The 17,555-nt window shown below is 71.0% G+C and carries 12 protein-coding genes; 5 read left to right on the top strand and 7 right to left on the bottom strand.

Annotated features, from left to right (window positions below):
• Positions 1 to 2: 2 nt before the first annotated feature.
• Both ABDW59_RS16575 and ABDW59_RS16570 read right to left on the bottom strand, forming a co-directional pair.
• Positions 3 to 1,028 (bottom strand): alpha/beta hydrolase, encoded by a 1,026-nt coding sequence (locus ABDW59_RS16575; RefSeq protein ID WP_343631015.1) that lies wholly within the window; start codon positions 1,026 to 1,028, stop codon positions 3 to 5.
• Positions 1,029 to 1,116: 88 nt separating this feature from the next.
• Positions 1,117 to 1,947 (bottom strand): alpha/beta hydrolase, encoded by an 831-nt coding sequence (locus tag ABDW59_RS16570; RefSeq protein WP_343631013.1) that lies wholly within the window; start codon positions 1,945 to 1,947, stop codon positions 1,117 to 1,119.
• 377 nt (positions 1,948 to 2,324) lie between these two features.
• Between ABDW59_RS16570 and ABDW59_RS16565 the strand changes: the two genes are divergently transcribed.
• The 5 genes from ABDW59_RS16565 (at position 2,325) to ABDW59_RS16545 (ending at position 8,661) form a co-directional block, all read left to right on the top strand.
• The gene (locus tag ABDW59_RS16565; protein WP_343631010.1) at positions 2,325 to 2,987 is read left to right on the top strand and encodes a TetR family transcriptional regulator; all 663 of its coding nucleotides are present in this window, start codon (positions 2,325 to 2,327) and stop codon (positions 2,985 to 2,987) included.
• A gap of 174 nt (positions 2,988 to 3,161) precedes the next feature.
• Positions 3,162 to 4,016 (top strand): FAD binding domain-containing protein, encoded by an 855-nt coding sequence (locus ABDW59_RS16560; protein WP_343631008.1) that lies wholly within the window; start codon positions 3,162 to 3,164, stop codon positions 4,014 to 4,016.
• Positions 4,000 to 6,879 carry a molybdopterin cofactor-binding domain-containing protein gene (locus ABDW59_RS16555; RefSeq protein ID WP_343631006.1) on the top strand — a complete coding sequence of 960 codons (2,880 nt, stop codon included), beginning with the start codon at positions 4,000 to 4,002 and terminating at the stop codon, positions 6,877 to 6,879. Before ABDW59_RS16560 ends, ABDW59_RS16555 begins: the two co-directional genes overlap by 17 nt.
• Positions 6,880 to 6,892: 13 nt before the next feature.
• Positions 6,893 to 7,156 carry a DUF3311 domain-containing protein gene (locus ABDW59_RS16550; RefSeq protein WP_343631004.1) on the top strand — a complete coding sequence of 88 codons (264 nt, stop codon included), beginning with the start codon at positions 6,893 to 6,895 and terminating at the stop codon, positions 7,154 to 7,156.
• On the top strand, positions 7,153 to 8,661 hold the full coding sequence (locus ABDW59_RS16545; protein WP_343631002.1) for a sodium:solute symporter: 1,509 nt from the start codon (positions 7,153 to 7,155) through the stop codon (positions 8,659 to 8,661). The genes ABDW59_RS16550 and ABDW59_RS16545 overlap by 4 nt, the downstream gene beginning before the upstream one ends.
• Here the strand turns inward: ABDW59_RS16545 and ABDW59_RS16540 are convergent.
• From ABDW59_RS16540 to ABDW59_RS16520, 5 genes are all read right to left on the bottom strand, one after another.
• Positions 8,570 to 9,040 (bottom strand): response regulator, encoded by a 471-nt coding sequence (locus ABDW59_RS16540; RefSeq protein WP_343631000.1) that lies wholly within the window; start codon positions 9,038 to 9,040, stop codon positions 8,570 to 8,572. The genes ABDW59_RS16545 and ABDW59_RS16540 overlap by 92 nt on opposite strands.
• Before the next feature lie 16 nt (positions 9,041 to 9,056).
• Positions 9,057 to 9,743 (bottom strand): response regulator, encoded by a 687-nt coding sequence (locus tag ABDW59_RS16535; protein WP_343630998.1) that lies wholly within the window; start codon positions 9,741 to 9,743, stop codon positions 9,057 to 9,059.
• A gap of 83 nt (positions 9,744 to 9,826) precedes the next feature.
• Entirely contained in the window at positions 9,827 to 11,008 is a 1,182-nt protein-coding gene (locus tag ABDW59_RS16530; RefSeq protein ID WP_343630996.1) for a thioredoxin family protein, read from the bottom strand.
• Positions 11,009 to 11,200: 192 nt separating this feature from the next.
• Positions 11,201 to 11,869, bottom strand: coding sequence for a DUF4148 domain-containing protein (locus ABDW59_RS16525; RefSeq protein WP_343630994.1), 669 nt, complete (start codon positions 11,867 to 11,869; stop codon positions 11,201 to 11,203).
• Positions 11,870 to 12,110: 241 nt separating this feature from the next.
• A complete protein-coding gene (locus ABDW59_RS16520; protein WP_343630992.1) occupies positions 12,111 to 17,303 on the bottom strand; it encodes an AAA family ATPase in 5,193 nt (1,730 codons plus the stop codon).
• Between the last annotated feature and the right edge of the window lie 252 nt (positions 17,304 to 17,555).

Raw genomic sequence — 17,555 nt, 5'->3', positions numbered from 1 at the left:
GCTTACCACTTGCTCAGGTCGATGATGGCCTTGGCGAAGTCCGCCGGCGCCTCTTGGGGCAGGTTGTGGCCGATGCCGCCGCTCAGGTTGCGGTGCTCGTACTTGCCCTTGAAGCGCGAGGCATAGGCCGCGGGCGCCGGGTGAGGCGCGCCGTTGGCGTCGCCTTCCATCGTGATGGACGGCAGCGACACCGACTGCACCTGCGCCAGACGCGTCTCGAGCGCCTCGTACTGCGGGTCGCCCTCGGCCGCGGCGATGCGCCAGCGGTAGTTGTGTACAGCCACCGCGACCTGATCCGGATTGACCAGGCTGGCCGCCGCGCGATCGAAGGTGGCGTCGTCGAAGTTCCACTTCGGCGAGGCCTGGCGCCAGATGAAGCGCGCGAACTCCTTGAGATTCTTCTCGTAGCCGATGCGGCCCCGCTCGGTCGCGAAGTAGTACTGGTACCACCACGAGAACTCGTCGGCCGGCGACAGCGGCGTCAGCGCGGTGGCGCGGTTCAGCACCAGGAAGCCGCTGACGGAGACCAGCGCCTGGCAGCGCTCGGGCCACAGCGCCGAGACCACGCAGGCATTGCGCGCGCCCCAGTCGCAGCCGGCCATGATCGCGCGGCGGATGCCCAGCGCGTCCATCAGCGCGATGGTGTCGGCGGCCAGCGCGGTCTGCTGGCCCGAACGCAGCGTCGCATCGGACAGGAAGCGCGTCGAGCCGTAGCCGCGCAGGTGCGGCACGATCACGCGGAAGCCTTGCGCGGCCAGCAGCGGCGCGACTTCTTCGTAGGTGTGGATGTCGTAGGGCCAGCCGTGGAAGAGCATCACCGGCGTGCCGTCACGCGGGCCGAGGTCCACGTAGCCGACGTCGAGCAGGCCGGCCTTGATCTGGCGCACCGGACCGAAAGCTTCGCGGCCGGTGGCGGCCGTCGCGGCGAGCGCGCCACCGGTCAGACCGGTGATGCCGGACAGCGCCAGACCGGCGCCACCGACGGCGGCGAGCGACAGGAAGTCGCGGCGGGAAGATTCATTCGTCATGAGGATCTCCTTGGGGGGACAGGGGGAGTGGCGGGAAAGCACGGCCCGCGGCGGCCAGGCAAGGGGCGGACGCCGCGGGCGCGGGGGCTTACTCGGCGTCGTGCGCGGCGGTCTCGATCAGCGCGGCGACTTCATGCGGATGGCTGACCATCACCACATGCGAGGCGTTGCGAATCACGAGTGTCTTGCGCGCATGGGCGCGCTCGGCCATCCAGGCCATCGCGGCGGGCGGAATGTTCTTGTCGGCGCTGCCGTAGACGTAATAGCTCGGCAGGGTCTTCCAGGCCGTGCCCTGGCTGGCTTCCTTCAGCGCGGCCTCGGCCACCGGGCGCTGGCCCACGGCCATCAGGCGCGCGGCGTCCGGCTTCACGTCGGCGGCGAACTGGTTGCGGAACTTGTCCTGGTCGATGTACAGGTCCACGCCGCCTTCGGGCAGCGGCACCGGCGCGGCCAGCGCGTCGCCCAGCGTGCTGCCGGGGAACTTGCCCGCGAGCTGGACCACGGATTCACCGGTTTCCGGCGCGAAGGCCGACACGAAGACCAGCGCCTTCACGCGCGTCTGGCCGACCGCCGCGTTGCTGATCACCGAGCCGCCGTAGGAGTGGCCGACCAGCACGACCGGGCCGGGGATCTTGTCCAGAATGGACGCGGTATAGCGGGCGTCGCCCGAGACGCTGCGCAGCGGATTGGCGACGGCGACGACGGGATAGCCCTTGCCGCGCAGCTCGCCGGCGACGCCGTTCCAGCTGGAGGCGTCGGCGAAGGCGCCGTGAACGAGCACGATGGTGGGCTTGGTCGTCGCCGACGCGGCGGTCGGAGCGGCCGAAGCGGACGCGGCGTCCTTGGCCAGGACCGGCAGAGCGACGGCGAAGGCGGCCAGCGCCGACAGGGTGAGCGTGCGAAGAATGCGTTTGGACATGTGGGCCTCTGATTGGCGGGTTGCCGAGTCGGCGCAGGGCCGTTCGGCGGGTTGATCCGGGGACGCGCGAGCGGCGCCCCGCGATGTCCGCCATCAGAGCAGCGGCACTTGCCGCGGAGAATTGAACGAGCGGCCTGCGGCGCTCATACCTTGGTATCGATCCGCGATCGAGATCCCGCGCGCTGCTCGCGCGCGGACGCGGCTCGCACGGCGGGGCGCGCCCCGCGCGATCCCCCGATTGCCGGAAGTCATGACGCTGCGTATCATCGCCACATTCATGTAGTGCCTGCTACATGAAATCAACATCCGGCGCGGCGATCCCGCGTCGGGACGGAGACGCCGCCCAGGATGGCGGCGCTCCGGGCACCGGAACATTCATGGCCCAGACCAAGCAGACCAAGGCGGTGCGCGGCACCGGCATGCGCGAGGCCGCCGCCCAGGCGACCCGCGACAGCATCCTCAAGGCGGCGACCAAGGTCTTCGCCCGGTACGGCTACGACGGCGGCAGCATCGAGAAGATCTCGAGCTCCGCGAAGACGCACGACCGGATGATCTATTACTACTTCGGCAGCAAGGAGGGGCTGTTCATCGCGGTGCTGGAAGGCATCTACCAGCGCATGGACGAGGCCGAGGCCAAGTGCGTCGCCGACCCGGACGATCCGGTGGAGGCCTTGAACACGGTGATCCGCTTTAAGATCGACTACTACCGGCGGCATCCCGAGTTCGTGAACCTGCTCAACACGGAGAACCTGCTCAAGGGCAAGCACGTGCAGAAGTCGGACAAGGCGACGGAGTACTCCTCGCACGCGGTGCGGCTGATCGACCGCATCCTGACGACGGGCGCGGAGCGGGGACTGTTCCGACCGGCGCTGAACGCGCGCGACGTCTATCTGCTGATCGTGTCGGCGTCCTACTTCTTCACCTCCAACCGCTACACGATGTCCGCCTTCCTGGGCGATTCCATCGACAACGGCGTCGCCGCGGAGCAGTGGGAAGGCTTCGTCATCGACAGCCTGCAGCGCGTGGTGCGAGCGGATTGAGTTTGCCGGGGAGCGCCGCGCTACCTCCGAAGAGGTAGCCGATCCTGGTCTCAAGCGGCATCGGCGTCGCGGGGCGCACCGTGCGCCATCCTCGACTTGTAGGATCGCCCGCACGGCCCGGCAGAACGACTCTTCCCCCCAGCGCCCCGCGCCTGGGACCGGCCGCTTGCCCCGATGAACCATCTTCGCGTCCACACCCTCGACGAGGCGCTGGCCGAGCTCGCGCGCCATCCGCGGCGCGTGCTCTGCGGCGGCACCGACGTCTATGCCGATCCGTCCCGCCCGGTCGCCGGGTCGACGTGGCTGGACATCGGCCGGGTCGCGTCGCTGAAGCCCATCGCGCTGACGGACGGCCATCTGCGCATCGGCGCCGCCGCGACCTGGGAAGCGATCGAGCAATCGCCGCTCACGCCGGGCGTGCTGCGCGAGGCGGCGGGCCAGGTCGGCTCCCGGCAGATCCGGGTGCAGGGAACGCTGGGAGGCAACCTCTGCCACGCCTCGCCGATCGCCGACGGCGTGCCGCCGCTGCTCGCGCTGGAGGCGCAGGTCGAGCTCGCCAGCCTGGCCGGTGTCCGGCGATTGCGGCTCGATCAGTTCCTGCTCGGGCGGCGCCACACCGCGCTGAGGCCGGATGAGTTGCTGAGCGCCGTGCTCATCCCGACGCCCGCTCCGCATGAGCGCGGCGCCTTCATCAAGCTCGCCAATCGCGACGGGACGGCATTGGCCACGGTCTCGGCGGCGCTCTGCCTGCGATGGAACGAGAACGGCGTCGCCGCGCGCGCCGCGATCGCCATTGGCGGCGCCTCGGACGTCCCGGTGCGGCTGCGCGGTCTCGAGGCGAGACTCGAGGGCGCCCGCCCCGTCGACCTGACGCACCTCATCCGCGACACGCCGATGCCGGAGCTCTCGCCCATCGACGACCACCGCGGCAGCGCCGCGCTGCGCCGCCATCTGGTGCGCGTCGCCATCGAGCGCGCCGCCGCGCACTGCGGCATCGAGATGGAGGTGAACCATGTCGCCTCCAAATGAAGTCACGACGCCGCCCTCCGCCGACGCATGCGCCGATGCGGGCGACACCGCCTGGGCCGAGATCAACGGCCAGCGCCGCACGCTGCCTGCCGATCGCTCGCGCACCGTCGTCGCCTTCCTGCGCGAGGACCTGGGCCTGACCGGCACCAAGGTCGGTTGCGGCCAGGGCGACTGCGGCAGCTGCAGCATCGTCGTCGACGGCGAGCCCCGCTACGCCTGCATCACGCCGGTCGCGCAGCTCGACGGCTGTCGCGTTCTGACCGTCGAGGGCCTGGCCGAATCCAGTCGCACCGGCGCGCGCCTGCAGCACGCCTTCCTCGCGCACCAGGCGGTGCAATGCGGCTTCTGCATCCCGGCGATGCTCACCGCCGCGGCGGCCGCGATCGATGCGGGCCGGGTGACGGACCGCGCCACCGCTTGCGCCGCGATCGACGGCGTGCTGTGTCGCTGCACCGGCTATCGCAAGATCGTCGACGCGATCGTCGAGGTCGCCACCGGCGCCGATTCGCGCCCGCTCACGCCGCCGCCCGAGACCGGCATCAACGTCGGCCAGCCGCTCACCCGCCTGGACGGCCCCTGCAAGGTCGACGGCAGCCAGCACTTCGGCGCCGACGGCATTCCCGCCGACGCCCTCTTCCTGCGCGCGGTCCGCAGCCCGCATCACCGCGCACGCTTCACGCTCGGCGACGTCGACGGCTTCGTCCAAGCCCATCCCGGAATCGTCCGCGTGTTCACGCACGCCGACGTGCCGGGCCGCAACCTCCACGGCATCGCGCCGGCCTATGCGGACCAGCCGGTCCTCGCCGAGAGCGAGACCCGTCACCGCCTCGAAGCCGTCGCGCTGATCGCCGGTGAGCGCGAGGCCGTCGCCGCGCTGGACCTCGCCGACTTCCCGGTCACCTGGACGCCGCTGCCCGCCGTCTTCAGCGTCGAGGACGCCGCCCACCCCGACAGCCCGCAGCTTCACGCGAGCCGCGTCGGCAACCAGTTGATCGAAGGCCGCGTGAAGCGCGGCGACGCGGCGGCCGCGATCCGCGAGGCGGCGCACGTCGTCAGCGGCCGCTTCTCGTCGAGCTTCGTCGAGCACGCCTACCTGGAGCCCGAAGCCGGCTGGGCACGGCGCGTCGGCGACACGATCGAAGTCCGCTCGCCGACGCAGGCGCCGCATCCGCATCGCGAGGACCTCGCGAGGGTGATGGGCGTCGCGCCGGAGCGCATCCGCGTCGTGCCGACCGCCGTGGGCGGCGGCTTCGGCGGCAAGCTGGACATGACGGTGCAACCGTTGCTCGCAGTCGCGGCTTGGCATCTGGATCGCCCCGTGGGCATCGTGTTCACGCGCGAGGAATCGATGGCGACCTCGACCAAACGGCATCCGGCGCGCATCGTCTCCACGCTCGCCGCCGATGAGCAAGGTCTGCTGCGGGCGGTCGAATTCGAAGGCGACTACAACACCGGCGCCTATGCGTCGTGGGGAACGGCGGTCGCCAACCGCGTACCGGTGCATGCGGGCGGCCCTTATCGTGTGCCGCATTACGCCGCGCGCGCCCGCGCCGTCCACACGCACATCACGCCGGCCGGCGCCTTCCGCGGCTTCGGCGTGCCGCAGACGACGATGTCGCAGGAGCAGTTGATCGACGAGCTCGCGCTGCACGGCGGTTGGGATCCGCTGGAGTTCCGCGCCCGCAACGCGCTGAGGCCGGGCGACTCGCTGCCCACGGGGCAGGTACTCGATGACAGCGTCGGCATGGTGGCGTGCCTCGATGCGCTGCGGCCGCATTGGATCGCGGCGCGCGAGCGTGCCCACGAACGAAACGGGGCGGCGCGCCCTCACCTTCGCTACGGCGTCGGCATGGCGGCCTTCTTCTACGGCTGCGGCAACACCGCGTCGCCCAATCCGTCGACGGTCCGCATCGGGCTGCGGCCCGACGGCACGCTGGTGCTGCATCAGGGCGCGGTCGACGCGGGACAAGGCGCCAACACGGTGATCCCGCAGATCGCCGCCGACGCGCTGGGCGTGCCCATCACGCGCCTGCACATCGTCGGCGCGGACACGCATCTGACGCCGGACTGCGGCCGCACCTCGGCCTCGCGCCAGACCTTCGTCACCGGGCGAGCGACCTTCCTCGCCGGCACCGCGCTGCTGCGCCGCGTGCGCTCGCTGCTGGACGCGCCGGCCGATGCGCCAGTCGTGTTCGGTCCTGGCTGGGTCGGCGTCCGAAGCGATGACGGCACCGGCGCTGAGACGGGGTCAGACACGCAAGCGGACGGGACAGGCGTCGCGCGACGCTTGTCCTTGGCCGACCTGCCCGTCGACGTCCACGGCTACGCCATCGCCGCCGAGGAGCGCTTCGACCCGCCCACCGTGGCGCTGAACGCCGCCGGCCAGGGCCGTCCCTACGCGACCTACGCCTTCGGCGCGCAGATGGCCGAGGTCGAGGTCGACATCGAGACCGGCCGCGTGCGGGTGCGCCGCGTCGTGGCGGCGCACGACGTGGGCCGCATGGTCAACCCGACCCTGCTCGAAGGCCAGATCGAAGGCGCGGTCGCGCAAGGCGTGGGACTCGCGCTGATGGAGCAGTACCTGCCCGGCCGCAACGACAACCTGCACGACTACCTGATCCCGACGGTGCACGACGTGCCCGAGGTCGAGACGCTCTTCGTCGAGGCTCCGACGGCCATCGGCCCCTACGGCGCCAAGGGCATCGGCGAGCCGGCGCTGGTGCCCACCGCCGCCGCCATCCTCAACGCGATCCACCACGCCACCGGCGCCCGCGTGCGCGAGGCGCCGGCGACGCCGGACGTGGTGCTGCGCGCGCTTGCCGCCACCGGTCGCGGCGTGCATGCGCGATCGACACGATCATGAACCCGGAGGCCGGATGAAGCTGCGTCACTGGCTCGCACTGCTACCCGTCGCGCATGCGGTGCTGGGCGTCGTCTTCGCCGACCGCGTGCGGCCCTTTGTCGCCGGCCTGCCCTTCTTCATGGCCTGGATCATCTCGGGCACGCTGCTGTGCGCCGTCGTGATGGCGATCGTCTACCGGCTCGATCCCGCGAACCGCGGTGAGGAGGCCGAGACCGGCATCGACGGCGGCGAGGCCCCGCTGCCCGCCACCAACGCGCCACGCGGCCATCGCTCATGAACCTCGCCGCTGTCGTCATCCTGCTGCCGCTGGCGTTGTCCGTCGCCATCGCGCTGCGCGCGCGGCGCGGCGTGACCATGGACCTGGCGCAATGGAGCGTGGGCGGCCGCGGCTTCTCCGCGCTGCTGGTCTTCGTGCTGATGGCCGGCGAGCTCTACACCACTTTCACCTTCCTCGGTGCCAGCGGCTACGCCTACGGCCACGGCGGCGCGGCGCTCTACATCCTGGTCTACACCTCCCTGGCCTTCGTGATGTCCTACTGGCTGCTGCCGCCGATCTGGCGCCTGGCCCGGCGGCACGGCGCGATGACCCAGCCCGAGATCTTCGCCAAGGTCTACGACAGCCCCGCGCTGGGCCTGCTGGTCGCGGCCGTCGCGCTGCTCGCGCTGGTGCCTTATCTGGTGGTGCAGATGAAGGGCCTGGGCCTGATCGTCGAGATCACCTCCTACGGCGCGCTGTCGCCGGCCGCCGCCGTGTGGCTGGGCGCCAGCGTGATGACGGTCTACGTGATGCTGTCGGGCATCCATGGCTCGGCGATGACGGCCGTCGTCAAGGACGTACTGGTGCTGGTCGTCTGCGTCTTCCTTGGCCTGTACCTGCCCTTCCACCATTACGGCGGCCTGGGCCCGATGTTCGACAGCATCGAGGCCGCCCGGCCCGGCTTTCTCGCGCTGGCCGAACCCGGCCGCGGCGGCGTGTGGTTCCTGTCGACGGTGGCGCTCTCGGCGCTGGGCATGTACCTGTGGCCGCATGCCTTCAGTGCGGTCTTCACCGCCCGCACCGAGCGCAGCTTCCGCAAGAACGCCGTGGTGATGCCGCTCTACGCGCTGGTGATGCTGTTCGCGATGTTCGCCGGCTATGCCGCGGTGCTGAAGGTGCCGGGCCTGAGCGGCGGTCAGATCGATCTGGCGCTGCTCAAGCTCTCGCTGCAGACCTTCGATCCCTGGTTTGTTGGCGTCATCGGCGCGGCCGGCATGCTGACCGCGCTGGTGCCGGGATCGATCATGCTGATCTCGGCCTCGACGCTGCTGGCGCGCAACCTCTATCGGCCGCTGCATCCGGGCGCGGACGACGCGCGCCTGATGCTCGTGTCGCGTCTGGGTGCGCCGGTGCTGACGCTCATCGCGGTCGCGCTGACGCTGCGCGGCGGCTCCAGCATCGTGGCCTTGCTGCTCATGGGTTTCGGCGTCGTGACGCAGCTGGCGCCGGCGCTGCTGTGCGCGCTGATCGGCCGCCCCTATGCCAACCGCTACGGCGTGATGGCCGGGATCGTCGTCGGCGTCGGCTTCGTGGCCGCGACCGTGGTCAGCGGCGCCGGCACGCGCGAGCTGCTGCCCTTCGCGCCGGCCTGGGTGCATCAGCTCAACATCGGCATCGTCGGACTCGCGTTGAACGCGACCGTGCTGCTGCTGGTCAGCCGCCTGACGCGCGGCCTCGCGGCCCCGACGCCAGCGCCCGCTGCACCCACTCCTCCAGCTCATTCGCATCGATCGGTTTGTCGATGACGTGCAGCGCGCCCTGCCCCAAGGCGCGGCGCCGCACCGTCTCCGATGTCAAGGCCGTGATGAACAGCGTCGGCGGCGCGACGCCGTCCTTCTGCAAGCGCGCCAGCAGCCCGATGCCGTCGAGCCTCTCCATCTGGATGTCGCAGACCAGGCAGGCGGTGCGCGCCGCGAGGCCCGACGCCAAGTAGTCCTCGGCCGAGCAGAAGGTGTGAGCCTCCCAGCCGAAAGCCCGCACCAGGCTGCCGGTGGCCGCGCGCACGAAGGGGTCGTCGTCAACGACGGCGACGATGGTGGTGGCGGCGGCGACCGCAGCGGCCGGAAGTGCCGAGGCGACCGGGGCATCCGGGTCGGCCATCACGGCGGAGGGGCTGATCGACACGCGCGGGCTCCGGGGCTCAGACGGTCTCGCGGATCACGCCGAGCGCCTGCATCTTGCGCACCAGCTCCGCCACCGAGCGCGATCGCATCTTGCGCATGCCCTGGCCGCGGTGGATCTTGGCGGTGATCTCGGCGATGCCCATCTCCCCGGCAATCTGCTTGTTCAGACGACCGGAGGCGACGTGCTCCAGCACCTCGCGCTCGCGCGGCGTGAGCGACGCCCAGCAGCCCCGCAGCTCCTCGAGCGAGCGCTCGACGACCAGCCGCTTCGCATCGAGCTCCAGCGCGGCGATGACCGCGTCGATCATGTCCTGGTCGCGGAACGGCTTCTCGAGGAAGTCGCGCGCGCCGGCCTTCATCGCCCGCACGGTCATGGAGACATCCCCATGGCCGGTCATGATGATCACCGGCATGTGGCCCAGGCCGCGGCCGGCCAGCGACTGCTGGAAGGCCAGCCCGCTTTCACCGCGCAGCCGCACGTCCAGCACCAGACAGGACGGACCGCTGACCTTGGGCGCGGCGAGGAAGGCCGCGGTCGAGGGGAAGTCTTTCACCTCTAGTTCCATCGAGCGCAGCAAGCTGGCCAGCGAGGTCCGGATCAGGTCCTCGTCGTCGACGATGAACACGGTGCGGCGCACCGCAGCGTCCGCCTGGCCGGCGATGTGGGGGGCCGGCTTGCCGGGCTGGGAAAACACTTGCTGCATGACGGTCACCTGATCGCGCTGGCGCGCACGGTAGCACTGCGGGCGGCCCCGCGGCGGCCGCCCTATACGAAGAGATGAGCTCGTTAACCGAAGGTGAAGGCGTAGGTCCGCGCGCCGGTGCCGAGGAAGCGGATCTCCACGCGCCGGTCGCGTTGCACCGCGCGCTGGCGCACCAGCTGGTAGAGCCGCGTGGCGTCCACCATGCCGTTGCCTTGCGCGTCGATGTCGACGCCGTGGTCCTCGCCGGGCGGCTGGCCGTCGATGGTCACGAGGATCTTCACCGGACCGCCGTCGCTCGGCGGGCCCATCACCAGGTTCACGTCGCGCGCGTGGAAACGCACGGCGAGGGATGCGTTCGCCTCGTCGGCGGTGGCGTACTCGGCGCCGACGGTCCATGCGCCGGAGAGCGTCCATTCATTGAGGTCCAGCTGACTCGCGACGTAGCGCCGCGAGCGGTCGCGGGACAGCGCGCTCGCTCCGGCCATGCTGGTCGCCTGGGCGTAGCCGATGTAGCTCTCGGGCGAGCGCAGATGATCCAGGTCCGCCGGCATGCCGACGCCGCTGAGATCGGTGTCCATCGGCGCGGGCGTCGATGGGGAGGTCGGCGTGGCCGTCGCCGCCGCGGCGGCGGGCTTGGCCGCCACGGTGGTCGAGGTCGTGGGTGCGGGCGGCATGGTCTCGCGCAGCAGGGTCTGGATGATCTGCTCGGTCTCGGGCGACCCGTCCTCGCCGAACTGGTGATGGCGGATTCGCCCCTGGGCATCGACGATGTAGAGCGCCGGCCAGAAGCGGTTGCCGTAGGCACGCCAGACCTTGAAGCCGTCGTCCAGCGCGATCGGGTAGGTCAGCTTGAGGTCCTTGACCGCGCGGGTGACGTTGGCGGGGTCCTTCTCGAAGCCGAACTCGGGCGAGTGCACGCCGACGACGACCAAGCCTTGCTTCGCATAGCGCTGCGACCAGGCGCGCACGTAGGGCAGCACGCGCAGGCAGTTGATGCAGGAGTAGGTCCAAAAGCTCACCACGACGACCTTGCCGCGCTGCGCGCTCAGGTCGATGGGCGGGGAGTTGAGCCAGCCGGTGGCGCCGGTGAAGGCGGGGGCCATGCCTTCCACGGGCGGAGAGGCGGCCTGGCTGGTCACGCCGACGCTGGACATCGCCAGCAGGATCAGCGCGAACGAGCGCCGCGGCCAGTCGACCAACGCGGCACCGGCGATCAGGGCGAGGGTCAGCGCGACGGCGCCGAGAGCGAGGAGGGAGAGCGTCATCGCGGGCTCCACGGGTTGCGGATGGGTCGAGGGGGAAAAGAATGCAGGAACGGAGGTCGGAGTGGGGCGCCGGCCCTCACTCCTCCCCCTCTCTCGCTGGCGGGAGAGGGGAAACGCCGGGCATGTCGGGCGACCGATGTTGTTCGAGTGCTTGGTCGTGCGGCAGGCATGGCGATATCGACAAGGCGTCGTTCAGCTCGACTTGCCGAGCGCCATCACCAGATGCTGGTAATGACCGTCGCGCTTGAGCTGCTTGTAGCGGGCCAGCGCCTGCTGATAACCGGCGCTGCTGCGTTGCACGTCGCCCTCGCTGCGGTCATAGGCGGCCAGGCCGGACTCGCGATAAATCTGCAGATCGGCGACGACTTCGGCGCGCGTCAGCGGGCGGTCCATCATGTCCATCATCGTGAGCTGGTCGTAGCGCTCCTGCGCGGCGACGAGGGCGGCGGACTGATTGGACTCCTCCCCATCACGGCGCTCGACGTCGGCCAGACCGGACTCGCGGTAGAACTTCAGATCGGTCAGCACCTGCTGGCGCGACAGCGCCGGCTTGACCGCGCCGTCGGCCGGGATGCCGCGCAACTCGAGATAGCGCAGACGCGCCGCGCGCCACTCGGCCGTGCCGATCTTCGATTGCGACTCGTCCGACTCCAGCGCGGCCAGGCCCGAGTCCTGATAGGCCTTCAGATCGGCGACGACCTGGTCGCGGGTCACGGGGCCCGTCGTGGCCGAGGCGGCCGGCTCGGCCAGCGCGACCGACATCAGGCCGGCCATCAACGCGCAGCCCAGCGTCGCGGCGAGCAGCAGGCGCTGCGGCTGGAAGCGCCGCGGCGGGAACAGGGGAATTTCATGGTGGTTCATCGTCAACTCCTTGGGTCAGGGGATGCCCGGCGGCGCGCGTCGCGCACTCGGTCGCGACCGGCTGCCGACGGGTCGGCGGATCGCGGTGTCCGGGCCATCCGAGCTCGTGTCCGCGATGTCGTCGATATGACCAGAGCCCCTTTCCTCGACCAATCCAACCAAGCGGCGGCTCCTCTCATACGAGGGTTTCCACCGAGATGACCGCCGTATGCCCCGTCGCCGTCCGCAAGGCGCGATCTCCTCATCCTTCCTGCTGAGGACTGGCGCCAAAGCTGGGCAGGCTCAGCGTGACCCGCGTGCCGCCAATGGCGCCCGGATCGAAACTCAACGCGCCGCCGTGCGCATCGACGATGGATTTGCAGATCGCCAGACCCATGCCCATCCCGTGCGACTTGGTCGTGAAGAAGGGCTCCAGCACCTGACGGACCGCGTCGGCGGCGATGCCCACGCCGCGGTCCTCGACGACGACCTCGACCAGATCCGGACGCGTCACCGCCCACTGCAGGGACAGACGGCGCAGATCGGTCGGCAGATCGGACATGGCCTCGGCGCCGTTCATCAGCAGATTGATCGCGACCTGCTGCAGCTGCACCCGGTCGCCGCGCACCGGGCAAGGCATCGTGGGTCCCGTCACCGACAGCGTGACGCCGAGCTCCGCCAGCGAGCCGCCGACCAGGGTCGCGCACTCGCGCAGCGCGTCGCCCAGATCAACCTCGGCAAACTGCGGCTCGGCTTTGCGTGCCATCGCGCGCAGTCCCTGGATGATGCTTTTCGCGCGCTTGGCGCTCAGACTCACATGGGAAATCATGGTGAGCGCCTCGCCGATGTCGGGCTCGGGCCGGCGCAGCCAGCGACCGGCCGCGCTGGCCGAGGTGTCGATGGCGCTGAGTGGTTGACCGATCTCGTGAACGATGGAAGCGACCAGCTCGCCCATCGCCTTCAACCGGCTGGCACGCGCGAGCTCCTGCAGCGCGTTGCGCAGACGCTCCTCGGCCTCGGCGCGCTGGCGGTTCTGATCGACGAGCTCCTCATAGAGCCGCGTGTTCTCCAGCGAGAAGGCCGCCTGCGACGCGATCACCTCCAGCAGCTCGGCCTTGGCCGTGGTGAAGACGCGCGGCGCCAGCGAGTTCTCCAGGTAGAGCACGCCGATCAGACGCGCGTAGCGCATCATCGGCACGCATAGCAGCGAGCGCGGCTTGGCGCGCATCACGTAGTCGTCCTGCGCCAGAGCCGGCGCGTCACGCGCGTCGTCGTGCTGCACCGCATGCTGCGTGCGCGCCACCGCATGCGCGATCGAGACCGGTAGCACCTCGGGCGAGAACGGCGCCGGCTCCTGCGTCACGACCAGCTCGTCATCGTTGAGCCGCGCGCGCGCCCGCACGATCCATTGCCCGTCGCGCAGCAGCGCGAGCGCGCCGTAGTCGGCGCCGGCGGACTCCAGCGCGGTGCGCATCGTCGTCTCGACCAGGCGCTCGGGCACGATGTCGCTGGCCAGCGCATGCGTGATGCGCAGCACCGCCTGCACGTCCAGCTGATGCAGTCGACTGGTCGGCGCAGCGGGCTGGTCAGCGTCATTGAGCTCGGGATGACGCTGCAGCAGGTCGCGCGCCTTCGCGACCGCGCCCCAGCGCTGCCAGGCGGCCAGCGCATGGCGCAGATAGGCGCGGCTCTCGATCTCGCGATGCTGGTCCGCGTGGAAGCCGGCGGCGAGCTCCGCCGCCAGCGCCTCGACCTGCGCGAAGCCGTGGCGACGCGCTTGCGCGACGGCACTGGCGTAGAGCTCGGCGGCCTCGGTCGCATGCCCGAGCGCGCGGGCCTGCTCGGCCAGCACCAGCGCGCGACGGGCGCCGAAGTTCTCCGCGCAGTCCGCGGCCCAGGTGTCCAGCGCCGCCACATGACGACGCAGCGCGGCCTCCTGCGCGTCGTCGCGCTCGCGCAGACGCAGCAAGGCGAGCGCGCCGTAGAACGGCAGGTCCGCGTACTCGGCGAACGAGCGGCCCGCGCGCTGGCAGGCCTCGGCGCGACGACGCGCCTCGAGCGCCTCCGGCAGATCGCCGAAGAGCAGTCCCGCCTGCAACCGATAGACCCAATAGGCGAAGTCGACCAGCGTGGCGGGCGCGCTCTCGACCGGCTCGGCCATGCGCTCGGCATCGCCGGGGCGCGCGGCTTGCAGGTCCGCGTGGTCGCGGCCGGGTTCGCCGTCTTGAAGCGCGGCCAGCAGCGAGCGCTGCGCCAGCAAGGCATCGACAACCAGCTTGAAGTTGGCGTCACGCGCGCGTTGCAGCGCGCGGTCCACGGTCTGGCGCACGTCTTCCAGGAAGTCGCCGGCGAAGAGCATCCCGGTCGCCTGATTGCGCCCGCAGTACAGCGCGAAGGTGTGGTCGCCGACGCGGGTCGCGATGTCGAAGGCGCGCAGGTGATGCTCACGCGCGACGCGGGCCGGCGCGGTCCAGGGCACGACGAAGGTCGCGTAGGTGTGATGCACGCGCTGCTGATAGCGGCGCAGGCCGCGGTCCTCGATCAGATGCAGCGCCAGCTCGCCGAACTCGCGCGAGCGCCCGTAGTCGCCGTAGCGCTCGCCCAGCACGCGGATCATGCACACGTAGCCGTTGACCGAGGCGTCGGTGTGACCGTTGGCGACGGCCAGGCCGACCATGCGCATCAGCATCAGGTCCTCGAGGTTCTGGTCCGAGTACATCGCCGGCGGCAGCAGGTCCGCAAAGATGTCCACGATCGCGCGGCGCAGCGGGTCGGTGTCGGCGCCGATGTGGCGCAGACCGGCCACGCCGCGCTCATCGAGCCAGCCGCGCAGACGCTGATGCTCCTCGTCGACCTGCGCATCGGTGGGCCGGCGCGGCAGCTCGATGCCCGCGCGCGCCAGGAAGGCGAAGCCCACGTCCAGCGCCAGATCGAAGCGGCCCAGCGTCGTGTAGAGCGCGACCCGCAGCCGCGCCACGTCCGTGCCGAAGAGTCCGTCGCCGGCCATGCCCTGCAGCGCGGCCAGCCGGCCCTCGGCCGCCTCCAGCGCGCCGGTCATGAACTCGGCCTCGCCGCAGAGCAGGCTGGCCTCGAGCGCGTCGGCGCTGGTCTGCTCGTCGCCGAACCAGTGCAGCGCCCAGCCCAGGAACTCCAGGGCCGAGTGATGCGCGGTCGCGGCTTTCGCACGCTTGCCGGCCTCCAGATTGATCAGCGCGAAGCGGCGCCGCTCCGCCGCATCCGTCACCGCGGGCGCGGCGAGGTTGGCCTGCGCGGCGATCGAGAACACCGGCGGTTCCGCCATCGCCGCCTTGGCCGCCGTGCGGCCGTCGGCCTGCACGACGCCGGTGCCCACCGTCATCAGACGCCGGGCGATGTCCAGATGCAGCGCCGCGCGCTGCGCCGTCGGCAGGGCGACGTGCACCGCCTCGCGCACGTGGTCGTGGATGAAGGCCCAGTGATCGCCCTCGTCGGCGACGAAGCCCGCCGCCACCGCGGGCGCGAGGGTCTCGGCCAGCATGGACTCGTCGATGCCGGCGGAGAACGCGAGCAGGCAATCCTTGGCGTGATCGCCCAGGCAGGCCAGCGTGTGCAGCAGCGCGCGCGTGGCGTCGGGCAGCGCGGTCAGCTCGTCGGCCAGCAGCTCGCCGACGTCGCGCATCGCGGGGTGCGCGGCGATGCGCTCGATCGCCCAGGTCCAGCGCGCGGACTCGGCGTCATAGGACAGAAGCTGCTCGTGGACCAGACGCGCCAGCAGTCGTCGGATGAAGAAGGGGTTGCGGCCGGTCCAGGACTCGATCAGCGCGATCAGCTCGCCGAGCTGGTCCGCGTCTTGTTGCAGGGCACGCGCGACCAGTTCGCGCGCGGCGCCGGCTTCCAGCGGGCTCACGCGCAGATGCAGGGCGTCGGGGCGCTGGAACAGCGGCGTCGCGCGCAGCGGATGCCCGTCCTGCACGTCCGGCGATTCCTGCGAGCGCACCGATCCCAGCACCAGCAGCGGAGCCTGCGCACGGTCGATGAGCAGCCGCTCCAGGACCTGGAGCGTGTCCACGTCGGCCCATTGCAGGTCGTCGATCAGCAGCACCAGCGGGCGCTCCGGACGCGCGAAGCAGGCGATGAGGCGGGCCATCGCGCGCAGCACGATCTCGCGCTCGAAGATCAGCGCCGCGTCGGCCATGGCCGGCGCCTGCGCGTCGGCGGGCAGGCCCAGGATCTGACGCAAGCCCGGCACCAGTCCGGCGACAGTGGCGCCGACCGGCTCGGTTGCCACACGCAGGCGGTCGCGCCAGACGTCGAACTCGATGTCCGAGCTTCCCAGCACGCGCTGCAACAGCGGCTCCAGCGCGCGGGACAGGCAATCAAAGGGAAGGCCGCCGCGCGCGGCGGTGCACTTGCCCGTGGCCACAAGCGGCGCCGCAGTGCCCGGCCCGGCGCCCATGCGGGCGACGGCCTCGCGCAGCAGCGAGGACTTGCCGATCCCGGGCGGGCCCCAAACCCAGCCGGTCTGCGCGCCGTCGCCGGCCAGCACGCGCTCATGCAGCAGGCGCAGCTGGACCAGTTCGTCATCGCGGCCAACCAGCGGTCCGTCGTCGCGCACGGCGGCGATCGCGGCGCGGGCGTCGAGCGCGAAATCGGGGATCTCGCCATGGCGGCGCAGCAGCTCGTCGCAGCTGCGCAGGTCGGCGAGCAGGCCGTTGGCATCGGCGTAGCGCTGATCGGGGGACTTCTCCAGCAATCGCATGACGATCCTCGACAGTTGCGCCGGCAGATCGGGGCGGGACTCGTGTGGCGGCGCGGGCCGTCGAGTCGCGTGGGCGTGGACGCGCGCCGCGGTGTCGGCGCCCTCGAAAGGCGGCGCGCCGGTGAGCAGCTCATGAAAGATGCAGCCCAGCGCATAGAGATCGGCACGCGCGTCGACATCGACATTCATGCGGGCGCCCAGCTCGGGCGCCATGTAGTCGAAGCAGCTGTCGTCCCAGGCGAGCGTCTCGTCCGCCTGCGGTCCGGGCGCGCCCAGACGCAGCGCGAAGCCGAAACCGGTCAGCGTGGCGCGGGCGGCGGGGCCGTCGATGAAGATGCGATCGGGCGAGAGCGCGCGGTGGATCACGGCCGCGCCGTGCATGCCCTCGACCGCCGTCGTGATCGCCAGGGCCAGGCGCAGAAAGTCTTCGGCGGGCAGCGGTGCGCCGACGAGCTCGCGCAGCAAGCGACCGCCGGGGTCGCGCAGCAACAGCAAGGCGCCCTCTCCGGCGGGCTGCATGGATTCGGGGATGGCGGCCCAGTCGGGATGCAGGGCGGCGCGGAAGGCGTACTCGCGCTGCAGGACGGCCAGGGTGGCCGGCGCCTCGCTGCCGCGGCCGGCCACCAGCGTCGCCGCCCCGGCCGCGGGGCTGACGCGATGCAGACGCGGTCCGTGGGGGGACAGCTCGATGGAGGGCAGGTGGGCGAGGTCGTTCATGGGCACTTCAATGTAGGGAACACTACATGAAACCCATCATAGGAGCCGCCACCTCGCCGGCGCAAGGCGCGGGAGCGCCGAGGCATCCCTCGAAAGAGTTAGTCCGACCGTTTCGGTCGCGCCGGGACCGGGACTGGCGCGAGCCTCGCGCAGGTCGTGCGATTGCCCGACGCCCTTGCTACACGCCGATACGTCGCAGGCGCGCCGCCGGTCGATCCGCCGGTCGATCCGCCGGTTGGGGTGAGGGCCGTC

Origin of the sequence: Roseateles sp., assembly GCF_039595295.1 — a bacterium.
GTDB lineage: Bacteria > Pseudomonadota > Gammaproteobacteria > Burkholderiales > Burkholderiaceae_C > Roseateles.
This window is presented reverse-complemented; position numbering and strand designations above follow the sequence as displayed.